The organism is Streptomyces sp. LN549, from assembly GCF_043203805.1.
Taxonomy (GTDB): domain Bacteria; phylum Actinomycetota; class Actinomycetes; order Streptomycetales; family Streptomycetaceae; genus Streptomyces.
In genome coordinates this window covers 6,442,185-6,461,762 of sequence record NZ_JAZHRI010000002.1, presented here as the reverse complement: position 1 = coordinate 6,461,762, position 19,578 = coordinate 6,442,185, and the positions used below count along the sequence as shown (strand labels likewise).

The following is a 19,578-nucleotide window of genomic DNA, read 5'->3' as shown; positions in this document are numbered from 1 at the left end:
TAGATAAGTAAGTTTCTTGTCAATATTGCTGTTGCGGCGTCAATTTAGATAGCGTGCCGCCGTGAGTCAAGACATCGGTGAGACCCGGAGCACAACTTCCTCAGGCCGTGCGGGCGATGCCCACCTCCTGCGCAGGCTCAATCTCTCGGCCACGGTGCGGGCCTTCCTCGACGCCGCGTCGCTGACGGTCAGTGATGTGCGTTCGATCGTCGGGGTCTCCCGTCCCACCGCCGAGGACCTGGTGGCGACGCTGCTGGACGAGGGCTTCGTCCGTGAGGCACTCGACCGTCCGAACGGCGAGCGGTCGGCGGGACGGCCGGCCCGGCGCTACGAGGTCGTGGCCGAGAACTTCGCCGTCGTCGGGGTCGACATCGGCGCCCACAAGGTGGCCGTGGTCGTGTGCGACCTGCGCGGCAACGTCCTGGCGGTGCGCAGACGCAGCGTCGACTCACGCATCGGGCCGGCCGGGCGCATCGGCGCCGCGGCACGTCTGGTCGAGGCGACCCTCCGGCAGACCGGGACGGACAGGGACCACGTCCGCTCGGTGGCCTGCGGCATCACCGGTGTGGGGGCCAACGGCTCGGAGGTCATGGACATCCGTACCGTTCCCGCGGGCCAGGACCTGGACGTCTACTCACTCCCGGGTTTCGACAGGATCGACGTGGTGTCAGAGGTGTCCGAGCGCTTCAGGCGCGACGTGCTGGTCTCCAACGACATCCACCTCGCGGCGGTGGCCGAGCAGTGGCAGGGCGGTGCCGGGGCGCGTGACCTGGTCTACATGCACGCCGGCCGACGCCTCGGGGCCGCGATCGTCATCAACGGGCAGATCCACAACGGCCGGCACGGCCTGGCGGCGTCCGTCGGTTCCATGAAGATCCTTGGGTGGGCCGAAGCGATGACGCAGCTCGACCTCGAGAGCCGCAGGCTCGCCGGCTCGGCCGCCGAGGAGTCCACCAGCGGCAATGTCCGCGCGCTCTTCGAAGCGGCCGCGAACGGCGACCGCGCCGCGGTACGCACCGTCGACCGCGTCGCCGAGGCCCTCGCCCTCGGCGCCTCCGTCCTGGTCCACGCCGTCGACCCCGATCTCGTCGTGCTCGGCGGCGGCCTGTCCCGCGCGGGGGACGTGCTCGCCGGCCCCTTCGGGCGCCACTTGGCCGCTACCTCCCTCAACAGTCCGGAGTTCCGTGTGTCCCTGCTCGGCGACGAGTCCGTCGCCCTCGGCGCCGCCCGGCTGGCACTCGACGACCTCAAGGAACGCCTGCTCGCAGTGCAGGCCTGATCCGCCCCTTTCTCACCGCACCAGGGAGTCACCGAATGATCGAGCCCGGACGCGTTGCCGTGCCCGCGCCCACCGCCCCCGTGTCCCTCTCCGGACTCGGCGGGACCGAGACCACGACGATGGTCCTGCTGCCGAGGGCGGACGGCCTGCCCGATATCGGGTGGGTGGGGCTCCCTCTGGCGGCGACGGACGTCCGGTCCCTGACGCTCCCGGCCTCGGTCGAGACCACGGCCTGGAACTCCTGGCTGACCGGCTCACCGGTCAGTGTGCTCCCGGAGCACGCGCGCGGCTACCTCGGACGGCCCGCGCTGCTCGGCCACCGGGTCGGCCCCGAAGGCCCGGGAAGCGACTGGTCCACCGCGTTCGGCCCCGGCCGGGTGCGGTGCGACGACGGCTCACTCGTGGTCCGGGCCACCGACGAGGCAGCGGGGCTCGACCTGCGCTTCGAGGCCGAAGCCGTCCCGGGGGGAGGGCTCCGCCTCCGGCACGTGCTGACCAACACCGGCGCCGGCCCCTACGTGGTCGACGCGCTCGATGTGGTCGTCCCCGTTCCGACCGGCGCGGGCGAGATCCTCGACTTCACCGGGCGGTGGGCCCGCGAGCGGCAGCCCCAGCGCCGTGCCCTCGCGGACGGGCAGTGGGTCCGGGAGCACCGCCGCGGCATGCGGGTTCTCGACGGCACGGGTCTCATCGTGGTCGGTACCCCCGGCTTCGGATACGGCGACGGTGAGGTGCTCGGTGTCCACCTCGCCTGGAGCGGCAACCACCGGTACGCGGTCGAGCAGCTCAGCTCCGGCACCGCGGTCGTCCGGGCCGGCGAGTTGCTGCACCCCGGCGAGCTGGTCCTCGCCGAGGGCGAGACGTACGCGACGCCCTGGGTGCACGTGGCCGCGTCCGCGCGCGGCCTCGACGGACTGGCGGACGCGACCCATCAGTACGTCCGGTCGCTCCCGGCCCATCCGTCGTCGCCCGCACCCGTCATGTTCAACCCGTGGGAGGCGGTCTACCTCGACCACGACCTCTCCACACTGACCGCGCTGGTCGACATCTCGGCCGATCTGGGTGCCGAGCGATTCGTGCTCGACGACGGGTGGTTCGCGGGCCGCACCTCCCTCGACGACGGCCTGGGTGACTGGACCCCGGACCCGGCGGTGTGGCCGCACGGTCTGGCACCGCTGGTGGACCGGGTGCACGGGAAGGGGATGGAGTTCGGGCTCTGGTGGGAGCCGGAGGCCGTCAACCCGAACTCCGCGGTCCACCGCGATCATCCCGACTGGATTCTGCGGACGGGCAACCGGACACCGGTGCTGGAACGTAACTGCTACCTGCTCGATCTCGGCCGGGAGGACGTGCGGAACCACCTGCTCGACTCCTTCGGCCGTCTGGCTGCGGCGCACCGGATCGACTTCGTCAAGTGGGACCACAACCGCGACCAGATCGACGGCGGTGACTCGCGCGGCTCCGGCCGGCCCGCGTCACGGCGGCAGACCCTCGCCCTCGGCGAGCTCCTCGACGAGCTGGCCCGCCGCCATCCCGGCATCGCGTGGGAGAGCTGTGCCTCGGGTGGCGGCAGGATCGACCTGGACGTGCTCGAGCGGGTCCAGAGCGTCTGGACCTCCGACGTCACCGATCCGCTGTCCCGCCAGCCGATCCAGCACTGGAGCGTCCAGCTCGCCCCCCTGGAGTACCTGGGCGCTCATGTCGCCGCGCCGGTCTCCCACCAGACCGGCCGGACCAGCAACCTGGATCTCCGCGCGGCCACGGCCTTCTTCGGCCAGTTCGGCGTCCAGTGGGACCTGACGAAGGTGCCGACCGAGGAGCTGGACCGTCTCGCGTGCTGGATCGGTCTCTACAAGCGGCACCGCGCGCTCCTGCACACGGGGCGGCTGACCCGCGTCGAACTGCCCGAAGGTCTGCTCGCCCATGGAGTGGTCGCCCGGGACCGGTCGGAGGCGCTCTTCTCCTACGCCCAGCTCGACGAGATCGTGCCCGTGCCACCGCGGCTCCGCGTCCCGGGCCTCGCCCCGGACCGGACCTACCACGCCTCGCTCGTCGCACCGGCGGACCCGTCGGTGAGCTGGGAGGTCACGGGCGTCCGGGCCACCGGCGCGGCGCTCGGAGCACTGGGACTGCCAGGTCCTGCGCGGGCGCCTCAGAGCGCGGCGCTGGTCCATCTGCGCGCCGTCTGATCCGGCATCCGCCGCCGGCCCGGCCATGCCCGGGACATGCTGTCGCCCACCGCCCCCGCTGTGTCCCTGGGTGGTGGGCGACAGTTTCCCGGCTCAGCCCTGCCAGCTGTGGGGGGCCCGGAAGCCGGGGGTGCGCTCCAGGCGGCGCCAGCCCGCGGTGTCGCGGCGGTGGCGGACGGGGGCGTCGGCGGGCTGCGCCGCGGCGCGGGCGAGCAGGACCGCGGTTATGGCGGCCAGCTCCTCGGGGTCGGCCAGACCCTTCTCGACGCGCAGCACGGACTCGGTGGCAGTGCTCATGAATGTCTCCGTCTTCTCGGCAGGTCTTCGCGGGGCCTTGCAGGGTGGCTGCGGGGCCCGCGGACTACTGCGGGGGGTTGCCGTGCTTGCGGGACGGCAGGTCGGCGTGCTTGGAGCGGAGCATCGCCAGCGAGGCGATCAGGACCTCGCGGGTCTCGGCAGGGTCGATGACGTCGTCGACCAGGCCGCGCTCGGCGGCGTAGTACGGGTGCATCAGTTCGGCCTTGTACTCCTTGACCATGCGGGTCCGCATGGCTTCGGGGTCCTCGGCGTCGGCGATCTGCCGACGGAAGATGACGTTGGCGGCACCTTCGGCGCCCATCACGGCGATCTCGTTGGTCGGCCAGGCGTAGGTGAGGTCCGCACCGATGGACTGGCTGTCCATGACGATGTAAGCACCGCCGTAGGCCTTGCGCAGGATGAGCGAGATCCTCGGCACCGTCGCATTGCAGTAGGCGTAGAGCAGCTTCGCGCCGTGCCGGATGATTCCACCGTGCTCCTGATCGACGCCGGGCAGGAAGCCGGGTACGTCCAGAAGAGTGACGATGGGAATGTTGAAAGCATCACACATCTGGACGAACCGGGCGGCCTTCTCGCTCGCCTCGATGTCCAGGACGCCGGCCAGGGCCTGCGGCTGGTTGGCGACGATGCCGACGACCTGGCCGTCCAGGCGGGCCAGCGCGCAGATGATGTTGCGGGCCCAGCGCTCGTGGATCTCCAGGTAGTCGCCGTCGTCGACGAGCTCCTCGATGACCTTGTGCATGTCGTAGGGGCGGTTGCCGTCGGCCGGGACGAGGTCCAGCAGGACGTCGCCGCGCCGGTCGGCCGGGTCGTCGCTCGCCACGGTGGGCGGGTTCTCCCGGTTGTTCGAGGGCAGCATCCCGATGAGGTAGCGGACCTCGGCGATGCAGGTCTCCTCGTCGTCGTACGCGAAGTGCGCGACGCCCGAGGTCTCGGCGTGCACATCGGCACCGCCGAGGCCGTTCTGCGTGATCTCCTCGCCGGTGACCGCCTTGACGACGTCCGGTCCGGTGATGAACATCTGCGAGGTCTCGCGGACCATGAAGACGAAGTCCGTGAGGGCCGGGCTGTAGGCCGCGCCGCCCGCGCACGGGCCGAGCATCACGCTGATCTGCGGGATGACGCCGGAGGCCCGGGTGTTGCGCTGGAAGATGCCGCCGTAGCCGGCGAGCGCCGAGACGCCCTCCTGGATACGGGCGCCGGCGCCGTCGTTGAGCGAGACCAGCGGGGCACCGGCCGAGATGGCCATGTCCATGATCTTGTGGATCTTCGTGGCGTGGGCCTCGCCCAGCGCGCCGCCGAAGATCCGGAAGTCGTGCGCGTAGACGAAGACCGTGCGGCCCTCGACCGTGCCCCAGCCGGTGATGACACCGTCGGTGTACGGCTTCTTCTCCTCGAGGCCGAAGCCGGTCGCCCGGTGCCGGCGCAGCTGCTCGACCTCCTTGAACGAACCCGGATCCACGAGCAGCTCGATGCGCTCACGCGCCGTCAGCTTGCCCTTGGCGTGCTGTGCCTCGGTCGCCCGGTCACTCGGTCCGCGCCGGGCCTGCTCGCGCAGTGCCAGCAGTTCCGCCACACGGCCACGGGTGTCGCTCGGCTCGCCCTGGGTTTCGTCCACAACGGTCATGTATCGACCCTACGAACTCGACCTCGAGAATCCTGCCGTCGACTCCGTACAGTCTCCTGCCCGGTTTCCTGGTGGAGCCTGACAGAACCCTTGGGCCATGCAGGCGAAGTACCAGCCCATACCCCTGCATGTTTGTGGAAGTTCCACAAAGGTTCACTGTGGTCTGCCGCACACGCCGGTCAGGGGGTGGGGCTTCCCATTCTGGTTCGCTTTCTGGGCTTTCTGGACGTTCTGGATGTCCGTCAGCTTCGGCCGTACCGGCTCCGCGGGGTGCGCCATCGTGAGCAGCACGGCCTCGTAGAACGCGTCCCGCACCGCCGCCGGCATGACGTCCGACGCGTCCAGGCACAGCGGCACCCGCTGGTCCGTGAAGCGGCGGCTCACCTCTTTGTCGACCGCGCCCTTCTTGGGCGGGACCGCAGCGTTCGGCGAGAAGACCCCGCCCTTGCGGCCCCACTCCTCCTGCGCGTCCCGGGACGCGAGCCGCCGGATCAGCTCGCGCGCCTGACCGCCCTCGCCGAAGAGCGCGGCAAAGTCGGCCGACACCTCATGGGCCCTCACGGTATAGGGGCCGCCGGGCAGCAGTCGCGCCGAGTCCTCGAACGCCGCCTCGCCGCTGCGGTCCCCGTAGAAGGCGCGGGCGAAGGACCCCTGGTGCTCCAGGTCGCAGCCGCCGCCCAGGAGCAGTCCGTGCCCCCCGACCGGACCGCGGTGGTCGGCCAGCAGCATGCGGCCGGCCCGGTCCGGGTCTCTGGCGAGCATCCCGGCCCAGGCGTCCCAGGCAGCGATCACGCGGTCGTCGGTCCACTCCAGGTCGCCGGTCGCCCAGCGCGCGTACAGCACCGGGCCCATGCGCTGGAGGATGAGGTCCTCGATCCAGTCGCTGCCGGGCCAGCCGGACGCGCCGTCGTCGCCCATGCCGATGCACCACGAGGCCAGCGGGGCGGGTCGGAGCTGCGGCGCCTCGCCCTTGCGGTACCAGACGATGGACTTGAGGTCGGCCTTGAGCGGCATCCACAGATGGTCCCTGATGCCCTCCGCCCCGGGCCGCCAGGGCTTCCCGTACTCCGTGGGCTCGTACAGGTCGCGCAGCGAACGGAGCCGGCCCTCGGCCGCGTACTCGACGAGTTCACCGATGCCCGGCAGGATCGCGATGTCGGGCGGGTTGCCCGCCTGGACCTCGGCGAGCAGCACCTCTCGGGTCGCGGCGGTGCCCTGGTAGGTGTACGGGATCCCGAAACCGTTCAGGACGTCCTTGAACTGGAGCTCCTGCTCGTCGGTCCACGGGCCGAGAATCGTCACCTTCGGTTCCGCGTCGCTGCCGCCGGGGGCCGCGAGACCGCAGCCGGCCGCCGTCATGAACAGGGCCAGGACGAACAGGAGCGCACGGGTACACCGGGTCATCCGGTCCTCCAGTAGTCGACGTTGAGGCGCCGGACGATGCCGATGGCCGGCAGCAGGACGATCAGCGCGCCGCCGCCCAGCGCCCCGTAGTACGTCCAGCTCTGCCATCGCTGGGCGGCCAGCCGGCCGCGCAGGTCCGTGGACTCTTCGATGATGATCCGCTGGGAAAGGGCCAGGTCCTTGTGTTTGTGGGCCTGTTGCTCGATCCCGACCAGCTGGTGCCGGGCGGTGTCCAGCCGCTCCTGGGTTCCGACGGTCACCCACAGCGGGACGACGGCCAGGGCGACGGTCACCAGCAGCGCCGCCAGCAGCCAGGGGTCGTGGCTGCGGCCGCAGCGGCTGCGCAGCACCCACAGTGCGCTGATGCCGGTCAGGGCGAGGACCAGCAGACCGAGTTCGGCTGCCACCCAGCCGGTCTGCTGCAGGGTGCCCAGGGAGCTGACCCGGTCCACGCGCCGCATCTGGTGCCCCTGGAGGACGTCCAGGCGCGGCACGACCCCGGTACCGGGGCGGAGCAGGCTCCTCTGCGCCTCCCCGAACTTCTCCCGCTGCATCAGGTCGTCCTCGTCCCCCACGTACTTGACGGCGCCCGGCGTGATGGAGCTGCTGTACGAGGCCAGCACGCCGTTGACCGTTTTGAGGACGCCGCGGCCGCGCTCCCCGTCGAGCTGGACGTCGGACAGCCGGTACACGCCCTGACTGGCGGAGGACAGCTGGTTCTCGTACCGCGCGCCGGCGCCTACCACCGTGTCGATCTTCTGGTCCACCGACTTCTGCGCCTCCTCATGGGCGCGCAGCAGCGCCAGCTGGGTGGCGGCGACATTCTGAACGGCGGGTGCGCCGCGGGTGCGCATCTCTCCGGCGGCGTTCTGCACCTCCCGGTAGGAGACGAGCAGAGCGGTCACCGAGACGAGCGCGGTCACCACCATGACGACCAGATGCCGCTCCAGCAGCCGCCTGGTACGTGAACGGCGCGACCGGCGGGTCCGAAAGGCGCGCACCCAGCGGACCGGCGAGGGCATCGGCATCACAGACTCCTTCCGCAGACGATGCAGAACCGGGCGTGGGGCCCCGCGAGATGACGGCAGTGCGGGCACTTCACCGGCTTCCCGGTGGCGTGGCCGGGCAGTTCCAGCCGGTGGCCGGAGGCGATGTGCAGCCGCCCGCGGCGCACAGTGCCCCGGTCGACGGTCGGGCCGACCCGGACCAGTCCACGCGGACCGTCGACGATGTCGGCCACCTTGCGCACGTCCTGGAGGACCCAGGCGGCGCCGATCTCGTTGGCGAGCCGGACCGCGAGGCCGAACTGCTGCTCGGCCTCGTCGCGGCTCATCGGGTCGAGCGCGGCGTATCCGCGGTTGAGGGCGGTCCGCATCTGGGTGGCGGCGTTCATCGCCTGCAGCGTGCCGCCCCCGCCGCCGGTCGCCCCCGCGCCCACGGCGACTCCGGGCGGCAGCCAGCGCACCAGCAGCGCGGCGGTGGCGTCCCCGACGGAGACGGTGGCCAGTTGCAGCAGCACGCCGAGCGGGTCGGTGCTCGCGTCGGCGTGCACGGTGAGGAGGTAGTCGCGGGTGCCCGGCTCCCACTGGTGGGTGGGGAAGGCGACCCGGTGCGGCTCCTCCTGCCGCAGGACGGGTTCGATCCCCTGCGGGCGGGGGGCCGTCTCGGTCAGTTCCACCGCGCGCACCGCCGGACGCGCGGTCACCACGACGGGCAGTTCGGGGCTGCGGACCCGGCGCAGCCGTCGCAGCGCCCCGGTGACGGCGGGGCCGAACCGGTCGGGGGCGTGCTCGGCGGTGCCGTGCAGGCTCTCGGCGACGGCGAGCAGCGGCGCGGGGTCCCAGCCCCCGCCGACCGCCAGCACGTCAGCGGTGAACAGGCCCTGGCAGGCGTCGAGTTCCGCCCGCAGCGCACCGCCGCCCCCGTCCGGCCCGGCGTCGTCCGCCGGGTCCCGGCCACTGCCGTCGGTGATCAGCAACAGGTGCCGCAGCGGCAGCCGGCGCTCGGCGAACAGCGCGCGGGCGGCGGCGAGCCAGGCCGGATACCCGGGCGGCGGCCGGTCCTCCGAGGCCGGGACGATCCGGCCCGCGCTGAACGCGGCGCGGCGCTTCTCCATCGTGTCGGCCAGCGCCCACCGGCCGCGCAGCGGGTAGCAGCGGGTCGGCTCCCCGCTCTCGTCGGCGCCGCCCAGGACGGCGAAGGAGACACCGTCGGGCAGGGTTCGCAGCGTGGCTGCGAGGGCGGCTGCCGCGGCCTCCCGGCGCCCGGCGGCGACGTCCAGCGCGATGACGACGGCGAGTTCGACTCCGGGCACCTCGTCACGGGGGCCGATGCCGGCCGCCTCGACCCGCAGGTGGGCGCCGATCCGGGCGTCGTGGTGCGGCTGCTGATCGCGCCGGACGTCCAGGGACACCGTGAACTCCAGCCCGGACGAAGGGGCGTCAGCGCCCATGGGACTGCCTCCAGCGGTTACGGAACGGGGGGTGCGGCGGTCGTGAGCGGGTCCACGGGCATCAGCTCCCCGAACCAGGTCTGCGGGCATCGGCTGTCAGAAACGGGTCTGCGGGCGGACCGCGTGGGAGAGGTCGATCATCCGCTCGTACTCGGCCGGCCCCTGCCGTTGGGCCAGCCAGCGGTAGCACTGCTCCAGCTCCTCCCGTACCGCCCGCTCCCCGGGCACGACCGGGGGCGGCAGCCCGATCCGCAGCACGCCGCCCCGGGGCCGTCGGGCCCGGCCCGCGGCCCGGACGGCGTCGAGCTTCCACTCGTACAGTTCGGTCCGCAGCAGCCAGGCCGCCTCGTCCCCCACGACCACCGGCCCCGGCGCGCCCGGCCCCGGCGCGAGGGCGGTGAGGCAGGCGTCGATCTCCGACTCCTCGGGCAGCGGCCGCTCCCCCGTCGCGAGCCGTGCCGCCCGGATGCGCAGGGCGGCGATCCGCGCGACGGTGTGGTCCCGCGACTCGTCGGGCACCAGGCCGAGGACCTCGGTCGCCGCGGCCCGGTCGCCACGCGCCAGAGCAAGCCTGGCCAGCCCCAGGGCCGCCCCGCCGTGCGCGGGGTTACGGGCGTGCACGGCCCGGAAGAGTTCGTACGCCGAGGGGCCCGCCGCGGCCGGCCGGTCGTCGCCGAGCTGTTCCGCGCAGTACGCCAGCGCAAGCTTGGCCGCGTACTCGCCGGGCAGGGCCCGGTGCACGGCCGAGAAGTGCTCCAGGGCCGCTTCGAGCATCGGCCGCCGGTCATCCAGCACATCGGCGCTGCGCAGCGCGACGAGTCCCCAGTGCCAGCTGAGCCGCCACTGCCGGACCGGCCCCGGGCCCGGTATGGCGGCCGCGGCCTGCACCTGCTCCCGGGCCGCGGCAAGTGCCTCGTCACCGTCCTTGCCGATCAGCAGCCGGGCGTTGTGCAGGCAGATCTCCACCGACCGCTCCCCGTGGTCCGGCTGGGGCAACTGCTGCCCCGGGTCGTAGCTGCTGACCCCGAACCGGGCGGCCTGCGGGTCCTTCGGATAGGGCCGGGGCACCGGCAGCCGGCGGGCGATCTCGGTCGCGGTGGGCAGCCCCGAGTCGAGCGCGGGCGCCTTCGGCGTCTCCCGGCGGCCGTACAGCGGGCGGCGCAGCCAGTGCGCGTAGTCGGGCACCGAGCCCAGGCGGGCGCCCAGCAGTTCGGTGGACGGGGTGAAGTAGGCGGAGGGTTCGGGCTGGTCGCGCTTGCCGCGCAGGGCCCGGATCTCGCGCAGCACCCCGCGCAGTTGGCCGGCCATGTCCTCGGCGGAGCCGAACCGGCGCTCCGGGTCGTGGGCCGTCGCCCGCTCCACGACCAGCCGGAAGGAGCTGATACCGAGCCCCGGCACGTCGTCGCCGACCGCCCAGCCGGCCAGTTCGGCCAGGGTGACCCCGACCGTGTGCACGTCGTGGGCGACGGTGAGGGGTCCCGTCCCGTCCATCTCGGGTGCGGCGAACCACGGGGTGATCACGGGCGGCGGGTCGGTGGCCCCCGCCTTGCGGACCCCGCCGAGGTCGATGACCTTGATGCCGTCGAGGTGGTGGATGACGTTGGACGGCTTCATGTCGCCGTACAGGAAGCCCATGCCGTGCAGGTGGGCGAGGGCCTCCAGGATCTGGCAGCCGTAGGTGACGACGTGCTCGATGTCGAGGACGAAGGCGCCCTGGCGGGTCGATTCGACGACGGCCGACAGGGTCCGGTCGCCGACGTCCTCCATCACGATGTACCCGCCCGAGACGGTGCCGTCCGCGTTGCGGGTGCTGACGAAGTCGCGGATCTGGACGATGCGTTCGTGCCGGATGGCGACGAGGCTGCGACGCTCCTCGCCGGCCTGGGCGGCGCCGCGTTCCGCGTAGCGGTTGAGGAGGCCCTTGACCGCGACGAAGTCCTCCAGGTGGGTGTCCTCCGCCAGGTAGACCCAGCCCTGGCCGCCGTGGGCGATGGGGCCGCGGATCCGGTACTGGTCCTGGAGCGGAGGTCCGTCCTTCGTCAGCTCGGGGCGGTAGGAGTACGGGGCACCGCAACTCGGGCAGTAGCCCTCGTCCGGCGGCGGGGCGGCCGTGTGCGGCGGGACGAACGAGGTGTGGCACGCCTCGGCGGAGCACGTCATCACGATGCGCACCGGATGCTCGGCGGCGGCGAGGCGCTCGGCCGGGCTGCCCGGGTCCAGCAGGGGCAGTTCGAGCAGTCCGGCGGGGCCGTACCGCTCGGGAACGGTGGGCAGCGGCGGCAGTCCGGGGGCGCCTTCGTCACGGCCGCAGGTGTCGCAGTAGCCGGTCGGCTGGACGGCCCCGCCGCAGGGGGCGCCGGTGAAGCGGCGGTGCGGGCACGGAATCCTCATCGGCGCTCCGCCGGGCCGCGTCCGGTCCGCGGGGCGGGCAGATCCGCTGCGCCCGGTCCGTGCGCCCGGCCGAGGTCGTCACGTAACTCCCGTAACAGCTGCTTGAGTTGCGTCAGCTGGTCCTGCGGATCGGCCAGCAGCCTCAGTTCCCGCAGCCGGTGGCGGCGGGCCGCCGCTTCGACCGTGGGGCGCGGGACCAGGGAGGCCGAGTCCACCATGCCCCGCAGTCCGGCCCACTCCCCCTCGATGCGTTCGACCCGGCGCACCAGCACCTCGGCCCGCTCCTCCAGGGCGGGCACCAGCAGGTGCCGCGCCACCTCGGCCAGTCCCGCGCCGTCGGCGCGGCGGAAGACGACCAGCAGCCTGAACCCGAGCGTCCTGACGCGTGCCAGCAGCAGCACGAGGGCCACCGGGTCCGGGTCCTCGTCCAGGCCGATCACGGCGAGCACCGGCCCCGATCCGGCGGACCGGCCGCCGTCCGTGCGGTCCGGGGCGGTGCCGCCCTCCAGCAGCCAGTCCCGGTAGGCGTTGTGCTGGTACCGGGGCGGCCGCAGCTGCGCCACCAGGGTCTCGACGAGCTCCTCGGGCCTCGTGCTCCCGCCCCGGCAGACGAGGTGGGCCCGGTGGAGCTGGTGCTGCAGGACGCGGTCGCGGCCGCTGCCGTGTGCGACGACGCAGAAGCGCACGGCGGGCTCCTCGCCGCCCGCGAACCACTGCCGCAGCCGCCGCTCCAGCCCCCGGTCCCAGCCGTCCGGTCCGCTCAGCTCGGCGACCAGCGGCACGAGGGCGGCGATGCGGTCGACGGGGATCATGTACGAGAACGCCAGGTCGTTCTCGGTGGGTGGTGCCAGTTCCAGATCGCCGCGCCAGCTGACGACCAGCCCGACGACCTCCTCCGTCCCCGGCCGCTCGCCCCGGGTCTGGACGGCGGCGCCGCTGAACCCGGGGCGCACCACCTCGGCGTTGGTCCCGGCGTCGAGCTGCACCCAGTCCCCGTGCAGTCCGCTGATCCGGCCGCTCAGCCACATCCCGTCGTCGAAGCTCTGGGAGTACCCGCCGATCCACACCTCGCGGCCCCGCTCCAGCCCCCTTCCGAGCGGTGCGGGCGCCGCCTGCGGGCGGGGGCTGTCCAGGGCGAGCACGGCGACGTCCTCACCGGCGGCCCTGTCCGGTCCCGGCAGCCAGCCGCCCGGGGCGACCCGCGCACCGACCGGCGGGATGCCGGGGTTCTCGGCGAACTCCACCCACATCCGGGCGTCCCTCTCCCCGACGACGTGTGCGCAGGTCATCATCCGGTCCTGGGTGAGGAGCACTCCGGCCCCGCACACGGGCCCTTCCGCCCCCTCGCGGCGTAACCGGAGCCGCCAGTCCGCTCTCAACTCCCCCATACCGCTTGAGAGTACGCGTGCAACAGCCACCCTTCCCAGACCCCGCGCATACTCCGGCCCCAACGGGTCACCGGACGTCGCACCGCAGGGTGGCCCCCGCCGTCCCCGGGTCCACGCCCAGCACGAGCCGCCGGCCGGTGGCACGGACCTCGATGCCCGGGTCCGCCGAGACGACCTCGCGCACCGGCCGGTCCCAGACCACTTCGAACGGTGTGCCGCTCCGGTCGGGCCCGCTGACGCGGACGGCTGTCGTGCTCCGGCCCTCGCGTACGAGGGCGCTGGCAGGCCCGGTCGAGGAGAGCCGTCCGGCGGTGCCCGGCTGCCAGAAGTTGGCGGCGGTCAGCCCGAGCGAGCGCACGGCGACGGCCTGCACGGCCGCGGTGTTGGCGAGCACCGTCAGCCAGTGCCCGTCGGCGGCGCGGGCCGCGACGGTGCGCCGGGAGGCGCCGGGCATCAGGAGGTAGAGGTAGGCGGCGTCGGCCGGGTCGGTGCCGTGGTCGAGCCAGAGGGTCTGCCAGTGGCGGGTCTGCTGCTCGGTGGCGCTGGTGGTGTTGATGTCGGACCAGGCGCCGGTCCTGGCCTCGCGCAGGGTCTGCAGGGCGGCGCCACCGGGCAGCACCCAGCCGCCGTGTCCCTCCAGATGGGCCCAGCGGGGGCGTTCGCGGTCGTCGACGGTGAGGCGCTGCCGCCCGTCCGGGCCGAGGTTGCGGTTGTCGACGACCGTCTCGACGGGGACGCCGTCGGCGGCGCTGATACCGGCGCCGAGACAGATGACCGCATCCGCTGCGCAGAACCAGGACTTGCGGGCCTCCAGGGTGGAGCCGAGGCCCTTCACATGCTGTCCGACGGCGGCGCACTCGCCGTCGTGCGCGCCGCCGACCCACTGCACGGCCGGGCGGGGCTCGCCCCATTCGCCGCCGGCCCGGTCGGCGAGCCGCTTGGTGGAGACGGTGGTGCCGGGCAGCCGGTACCAGTCGACGGTGGGCCAGAACCAGTCGGTGTACTGGCCGCCGCCGTCCGGGCCCTGCCACCAGTAGAGCATTCCGGCCCCGGTGTGCCAGCCGCGCGGATTCTCGCCGTTGCCGCACTCGTACGCACTGATCCGCTCCGATGCCATGGAGAGGTTCGCGACCCAGCCGGGGCGGCGGTGCACGGCCCGGTCCATCGCCGCGAAGAGGGTGTGGCCGACGGGCTCGGGCGCGGCCGGGACGGGGGCGGCCGCGGCCGCGTGCAGCCGGGACAGGTCGGCGACGCCGAACTGCGGGGCGGCGAGGACCGGGCTGACGGTGTCCCGTTCGATCCAGCCCTTGACCATGCCGTTCCACCGGTCGCGTTCGGCGGCGGACGCACCGCCCGCGAGCAGCGCCACGGCGGCGATCAGCCCCTGCCCGTGGAAGTGGTCGCTGCGCATGATCCGGCGTTCGTCGTTCTTGAGCAGGCCCCGGCTGATGGCGCGGCCGTTGACGCTGTCCATCATCAGGCCGTCGTGGATGAGCGGGGCGTAGGCGTGCTCGACGCTGTCGAGGATGATCTGCCGGTTGGGGTCGGTGACCGCCCAGGTGGATCCGGCCAGGAGCGCGAAGAGCCGGCCGAGCCCGTCGAGCATGACCTGGCCGTACGTGCCCGAGTAGGCGACCCAGGTGTGCTGGACGAACGAGCCGTCGGCGTAGAGGCCGTCGCCCTTGGTCACGTACGGGAAGACGGGCGAGAGGGCGTCGCGCGCGAGTGCGGTCCTGGCGGCGTCCCGGCCCAGGATGCCGCGCAGGGCGACGGAACGGCACAGGTCGACCCGGTTGGCACCGGTCGAGGTGCCGCTGTAGTCGGTGAGCATGCTGTCCGGGATGAAGTGGTCGACGGCGGCGCAGGCGGCCACGACGCGCTCCTCGCCGAGGTGGGGGTGGAGGACGGCGACGATGTCCATGAGCAGGCGGGGGCTGCCGATCTGCCACTCCCACCAGTTTCCGTACCGGGCCGTGGACGGGTTGTAGACCGTCGCGGAGAGGTGGTCGAGGCCGCGGACGATGTCGGCGAGGAGGCCCTCGTCGCCAGTGTGGCCGGTGCCCTGCTGGGCGTACGCCTGGGTCATCGTCCACAGCCGGCTGTAGCTCCAGGTGATGCCGGCCGGAGGGTCGAAGGTGTGCCCGGCCCAGAGGGAGGCGGCGGCGGGGGCCATCGTCGAGCGGAACTCCGCGGCGAGTTCGCCGGTCTCGGCCAGCTTGGCGGCGTAGGGCTCGGCGGCGGGGTCGTAGCCGGTGCCGAGCGAGAGGTCGTTCCAGCGCAGCCGGAGCGTCTCGAACTCGTCCTGCGCCGCGCGGGCCGCCGGGGCGAGCGCCAGACCGAGTGCGGTGGCGCTGCCGGTGGCGAGAAAGGCGCGGCGGGACCAGGCGGGCAGAAGTGACACGGGACTACCTCCGGTGGGCAAGTGGTTTAGACCGGACGGGGGTTGGTCTAACACGTGGATGTGCGTGCGGGAAGGGGGGGCGAGGCCGACAGCGGCCCCGCCCCCCCTTCCGTCATGGAGCCGTTCAGCTCCCGCAGTGGAAGCGGGCGCTGCCCCAGTCGGCGTGGTCGTTGCCGTTGCCGTCGCCGCCGTCACCGGCGATCAGCTCGACGTACTTCGCGCCGGTGACGTCCGCCGTCAGCGACCAGGCGGTGTCGGCGGCCTTGAGGACCGGCGACTTCACCTTCTCGGTGGCGTCGGCCGTCACGGAGAACTGCACGCTGCCGGCGCTCTTCTGCACGTCGTCCACGCCCACCTCGGCGGTGAAGGAGGTGCACTTCCCGCCCAGGTAGTAGCGGACCTTCGCCGGTGCGTGGCTGCCGAGGCCCTTCTCGTACACCGTGGAGCCGATGGTCAGCGCGGTGCCGTCGCCGGTGCCGGTCTCGCCGTTGGAGAGGTCGCGCTCGACCGGTCCCCAGCCGTTCTCGGAGGCCGTCCAGTCCAGGTCACTGGCCCAGCTGTCCGTGGTGGGCGGCGGCGGCAGGGTCCGTACGGACGTCTGCGCGCCGAGTGTCCGCTGCGCGCCGCCGACCGTGTACGTGGCCTCGGAACTCAGCGGGTATGCCTGGTACTTGGCGTCCACCGGCGGGGTGACCTGCCAGCTCGCGGTGACCTTCGCGCCGGCCGCGACCGAGTCGAAGGTGACGGCGCCCGCGGGCTCGGCCTTCCAGCCCTCGGGGAGTGTGAGGTTCACCGAGACCGCGGTGGCGGCGGTGGCCTCGTAGTTGGTGAAGTTCGCCTTCACGGTGTTGGCCGTGCCCGGCTCCAGGGTCTCGGCGGCCGGGTCGAGGGTGAGCGTGCCGCAGGCGGCCTGCTCACCGGCCGGGGCGGCGCCCAGGTCGGTCACGGTGAAGCCGTCGAGGGAGAAGTCGGCGCCGTCGGGGGCGTCGCCGCGCTTGCGCAGCCCGGTCCAGGTGTCGCCGCAGCCCGCGGTGACGGTCTCGGTGAAGTGAGCGGTGGTGTGCTGGGCGCCGATCGCGGTGGTCCGGGTCTCGACCGAGTCGGGTGCGCCGTCCGCGGTGATCCGGTCGTAGCCGTCGACCCACTCGTAGGCGCCGGCGTGGCTGGACTGGTAGTCGTACTCGACCTTGTAGCGGTGGCCGTCGGTCATCGGGACGGTCCAGGGGGCGGTCCGGTAGACGAGTCCGGTGTTCTCCTCGTGGGCCTTGAGGGACTCCTTGCCGCCGAGCACGTCGTCGATGAGCTTCCCGTTCCAGCCTGCCTGGGTGTACGGGGCGTGCAGCTGGGAGACGCTGGTGCGGGGGTCGGTGGAGCCGCCCGCGTCACCCTTGAGGAAGGGGCCCCAGCCCTGGTCGACGTCCTCGAAGTCCTCGTACACGACGGTGTTCTTCCTGGTCGCCGGGGCGTTGGCGACGATGCGCACGTCATCGGCGCGAACGGTCGCCGCGCTGCCTCCGGCGGCCTCGATGCGCAGGGTGGTGCGCCCGTCGGCCGGGGCGGTGAAGTTCACCTTCGCGCGCTGGAAGTACGTGTCGTGCCAGTCGGAAGCGGCGACGTAGTCCTTGGCGGTGGAGCGGTCCACGGCGACGGACTTCCCGCCGGCCGACAGCGTGGTGTGCCGGGTCCTGCCGGGCTGGACCTCGATGAGGGCGGATGCGGTGTAGCGCGCGCCGGGCTTCAGCCCGTCGACGCGCTGGGAGAGCGCGGCGGTGCCGGTGCCGGAGAGCTTCGCGCTGTTGCGGCCCTGGTCGTCGGTGTCGCGGGCGGCGGTGCCGGTCTTCGACCAGGCGGTCAGCTTGTCGTCGTTGAACCCGGGGTCGTCGACGAGGGTGCCCTCGCCCCACTTGGCGTCGGCGGCCTTCGGCGCCTTGTCCGGGTAGAGGACGTACGGCTGCCCGGCCTCGGCCGTCAGCGTGATCTTCCCGTCGACGGGCCGGACGGTGCCGGTCTTGACCCGGCCGTTGTCGGTGAGCCTGTAGACCGTGTACGTCCCCGTGGAGGGCACCGCCCAGCTGCTCGTGCCGCCGGACTTGCTGTAGTGGTACAGCTTCTTGCCGCCGTCCCACGGGAGCAGGTAGTCCGTGCCGCTGAGCACCTTGCGGCCGTGGTCGTAGAAGGTCCGCTTCCCGTCCTCGACCGTGCCGCTCACCCCGCCCGTGAAGGTGATGTCGTTGCCGCTCCAGCGGGTGATCTTCTGCTGCTGGAGGTACTTGGCGGGCAGGTTGCGCTGCCAGATGTTGGCGTAGAAGGAGTTCCAGTCGGTCTCACCGGTCCAGCCCTCGAACTCGTCGATGGCGGTCTGGCCGAGCACCGGGTCGTTGTTCCAGACGTCCTTCTCGTCGTTGCGGATGAACCGGATGATCTGCGAGTTGAGGCCCTTGTTGGTGGCGCCGCCGTAGTCGAGGTCGTTGGCCCAGTGCGACCACAGCGAGCCGCGCTCGAACTTGTCGGCCCACTCGGTCGCGACGTTCCAGCCCTGCTTCTGCACGTCCTGGAGGGTCTTGTCCGGGATCCAGCCGTGGGTGTAATAGACGTCGAAGTACAGCAGGCTGAGGTTCTTGTCGGTCTCGTCGCGCAGCTGCTGGATGCGGCGGGCCAGGTCGCCGCTGTTGACGTCCCTGCGCTGGTCTATGTAGTAGCTCTGGTTGAGCCAGTTCCAGCCGGGCTTCGTCTTGTCGACGAGGTTCTCGTCGAAGGCCTTCGCCTCCGGGTAGGCCTCGGTGTCGTTGATGTGGACGCCGAAGGTGGCACCCCACTTCTTGCCGTCCTTCAGGAGTTCGTTGAGGTCCTTCAGCCCGCCGGCGCGCTTGTTGTAGTTGCCGCCGTAGTCGGGGTGGGCGGAGTCGTGGCCCTCGGAGGCGTACCCCTTGAGCAGCGCCAGCTGGCCGAGGCCGTCCGTGGACAGCGAGATCCGCTTGACGTCGTCGAGGGTGCGCAGGAAGGGGTGGGTGGCCTGGCTGGCGAAGTTGAACGGGATGTGGGTGACGACCCGGTCCGCGGTGTCCTTGCTGCCCGGGGCGACCACACCGATGGAACGGAAGGCGACGGCGCCGTCCTGCCAGTCGACGGCCTTGTCCCCGTTGGCGTCGGGCGTGACGACGACCTTCGCCCAGGGCAGGTTGTCGCCGCTCTCCGGCTGCGGTGCGCCGTCGCCGCGGTAGGTCCACTGGCCCGACCAGACACCGACCCGGGTGGAACCGTCGTCGGCCTTGCGGGCCTGGTGCCAGAAGCGGGCGTCGTCGCCGCCGGTGGCCCCGGAGGGCTTGTCGTACGAGGAGTTGGACTCGACCGCGGCCGCAAGCGATCCGGTGTTGACGATCGCGTACGAGGCCCCGACGGGGGCCGCGTCGGCCTTGGTGTCGCCGCTGACCTTCGCGAAGACGTCGGCGGTCCTCGTCGAGTCGGGGTCGAGCTTCGTGAAGGCGGTGGCGGCCCCGGTGTCGGTGCTCGCGACGGAGACGAGGTCGTGGCCCGGGATGTCGATCGTGCCGACCCGGAACGCCTCGGTGTCGCGGACGGCGGTCACCTTGAAGGTGGTGGCGCGTCCGGAGACGGAGAGCGAGGCGTCGATCTCGACACCGGGCAGATCGGCGAAGACGAGTGTGTAGCGGGCGGCCGATGCCGTGATCTCGGGCGCGCCCTTGAGCTGCACCGGGTGCGCGGTGCCGTTGAGGGTGACGGCGGTGACCGGCCGGGTGCTGCCGGCCAGCTGGTCCCCGGTGGCCCGGTCGGTGTACGTGAGGACGCGCGGGAAGTCGTCGGCGACGGCGACGGCGAGCTGCGCCGATCCGATGACGGAGGCGTCCGCCGGAACGGCGGACTCGGCCGCGGCTGGGGCGGGGGCGGCGGCTGAGGCGGGGAGGGCGGTCCCCACCAGAGCCAGGACGGCTGCTGAGGCGGCGGCTGCGGCGCCCACCGAAGTAAATCTTGGCGACATGTGCTCTGCGTAGTCGCCGTGTCGGGACACCGTCAACGACGTACGGCCCCGAGGGCCCCTCCAGTCCAACAACCGTGCCGCGTAAGTCCAAGTGGGGACGCGCAGGTCATCGCGGTGGCCGTGTTCAGTTCC

Annotated in this window: 11 protein-coding genes; 2 read left to right on the top strand and 9 right to left on the bottom strand. The window is 72.5% G+C overall.

The features are described 5' to 3' along the window. The first annotated feature begins 61 nt into the window (after positions 1-61). Together SH922_RS29070 and SH922_RS29065 are read left to right on the top strand one after the other, a co-directional pair. The gene (locus tag SH922_RS29070; RefSeq protein ID WP_393061036.1) at positions 62-1,279 is read left to right on the top strand and encodes an ROK family protein; all 1,218 of its coding nucleotides are present in this window, start codon (positions 62-64) and stop codon (positions 1,277-1,279) included. A 35-nt stretch (positions 1,280-1,314) separates the two neighbouring features. Beyond that, positions 1,315-3,468: an alpha-galactosidase gene (locus SH922_RS29065; RefSeq protein ID WP_393061034.1), complete on the top strand. Its 2,154-nt coding sequence runs from the start codon at positions 1,315-1,317 to the stop codon at positions 3,466-3,468. Between the two features lie 93 nt (positions 3,469-3,561). Here the strand turns inward: SH922_RS29065 and SH922_RS29060 are convergent, their stop codons facing one another. The 9 genes from SH922_RS29060 to SH922_RS29020 all read right to left on the bottom strand — a co-directional run bounded on the left by SH922_RS29060 (position 3,562) and on the right by SH922_RS29020 (position 19,446). Continuing rightward, on the bottom strand, positions 3,562-3,765 hold the full coding sequence (locus tag SH922_RS29060; RefSeq protein ID WP_393061032.1) for an acyl-CoA carboxylase subunit epsilon: 204 nt from the start codon (positions 3,763-3,765) through the stop codon (positions 3,562-3,564). A gap of 64 nt (positions 3,766-3,829) precedes the next feature. Next, complete coding sequence (locus SH922_RS29055) at positions 3,830-5,413, bottom strand: acyl-CoA carboxylase subunit beta (protein WP_393061030.1); 1,584 nt, start codon at positions 5,411-5,413, stop codon at positions 3,830-3,832. Between the two features lie 153 nt (positions 5,414-5,566). Beyond that, a complete protein-coding gene (locus SH922_RS29050) occupies positions 5,567-6,817 on the bottom strand; it encodes a carbohydrate ABC transporter substrate-binding protein (RefSeq protein ID WP_393061028.1) in 1,251 nt (416 codons plus the stop codon). Then, positions 6,814-7,845 carry a hypothetical protein gene (locus tag SH922_RS29045; protein WP_393061026.1) on the bottom strand — a complete coding sequence of 344 codons (1,032 nt, stop codon included), beginning with the start codon at positions 7,843-7,845 and terminating at the stop codon, positions 6,814-6,816. Before SH922_RS29045 ends, SH922_RS29050 begins: the two co-directional genes overlap by 4 nt. Continuing rightward, positions 7,845-9,269, bottom strand: a complete 1,425-nt coding sequence (locus SH922_RS29040; RefSeq protein ID WP_393061024.1) for a hypothetical protein — start codon at positions 9,267-9,269, stop codon at positions 7,845-7,847. Before SH922_RS29040 ends, SH922_RS29045 begins: the two co-directional genes overlap by 1 nt. Positions 9,270-9,365: 96 nt before the next feature. Beyond that, complete coding sequence (locus SH922_RS29035; protein ID WP_393061022.1) at positions 9,366-11,660, bottom strand: tetratricopeptide repeat protein; 2,295 nt, start codon at positions 11,658-11,660, stop codon at positions 9,366-9,368. Beyond that, complete coding sequence (locus SH922_RS29030; RefSeq protein WP_393061020.1) at positions 11,657-13,048, bottom strand: serine protease; 1,392 nt, start codon at positions 13,046-13,048, stop codon at positions 11,657-11,659. The genes SH922_RS29035 and SH922_RS29030 overlap by 4 nt, the downstream gene beginning before the upstream one ends. Positions 13,049-13,115: 67 nt before the next feature. Beyond that, positions 13,116-15,440 carry a polysaccharide lyase 8 family protein gene (locus tag SH922_RS29025; protein ID WP_393063721.1) on the bottom strand — a complete coding sequence of 775 codons (2,325 nt, stop codon included), beginning with the start codon at positions 15,438-15,440 and terminating at the stop codon, positions 13,116-13,118. A 133-nt stretch (positions 15,441-15,573) separates the two neighbouring features. Next, positions 15,574-19,446: an endo-alpha-N-acetylgalactosaminidase family protein gene (locus SH922_RS29020; protein WP_393061019.1), complete on the bottom strand. Its 3,873-nt coding sequence runs from the start codon at positions 19,444-19,446 to the stop codon at positions 15,574-15,576. Positions 19,447-19,578 lie beyond the last annotated feature (132 nt).

Excerpts from the sequence above, each read along its gene's own strand:
- SH922_RS29030 (WP_393061020.1), bottom strand. The coding sequence starts at position 13,048 with ATGGGGGAGTTGAGAGCGGACTGGCGGCTCCGGTTACGCCGCGAGGGG.
- SH922_RS29060 (WP_393061032.1), bottom strand. The coding sequence starts at position 3,765 with ATGAGCACTGCCACCGAGTCCGTGCTGCGCGTCGAGAAGGGTCTGGCC.
- SH922_RS29055 (WP_393061030.1), bottom strand. The coding sequence starts at position 5,413 with ATGACCGTTGTGGACGAAACCCAGGGCGAGCCGAGCGACACCCGTGGC.
- SH922_RS29050 (WP_393061028.1), bottom strand. The coding sequence starts at position 6,817 with ATGACCCGGTGTACCCGTGCGCTCCTGTTCGTCCTGGCCCTGTTCATG.
- SH922_RS29035 (WP_393061022.1), bottom strand. The coding sequence starts at position 11,660 with ATGAGGATTCCGTGCCCGCACCGCCGCTTCACCGGCGCCCCCTGCGGC.
- SH922_RS29040 (WP_393061024.1), bottom strand. The coding sequence starts at position 9,269 with ATGGGCGCTGACGCCCCTTCGTCCGGGCTGGAGTTCACGGTGTCCCTG.
- SH922_RS29020 (WP_393061019.1), bottom strand. The coding sequence starts at position 19,446 with ATGTCGCCAAGATTTACTTCGGTGGGCGCCGCAGCCGCCGCCTCAGCA.
- SH922_RS29045 (WP_393061026.1), bottom strand. The coding sequence starts at position 7,845 with ATGCCGATGCCCTCGCCGGTCCGCTGGGTGCGCGCCTTTCGGACCCGC.
- SH922_RS29065 (WP_393061034.1), top strand. The coding sequence starts at position 1,315 with ATGATCGAGCCCGGACGCGTTGCCGTGCCCGCGCCCACCGCCCCCGTG.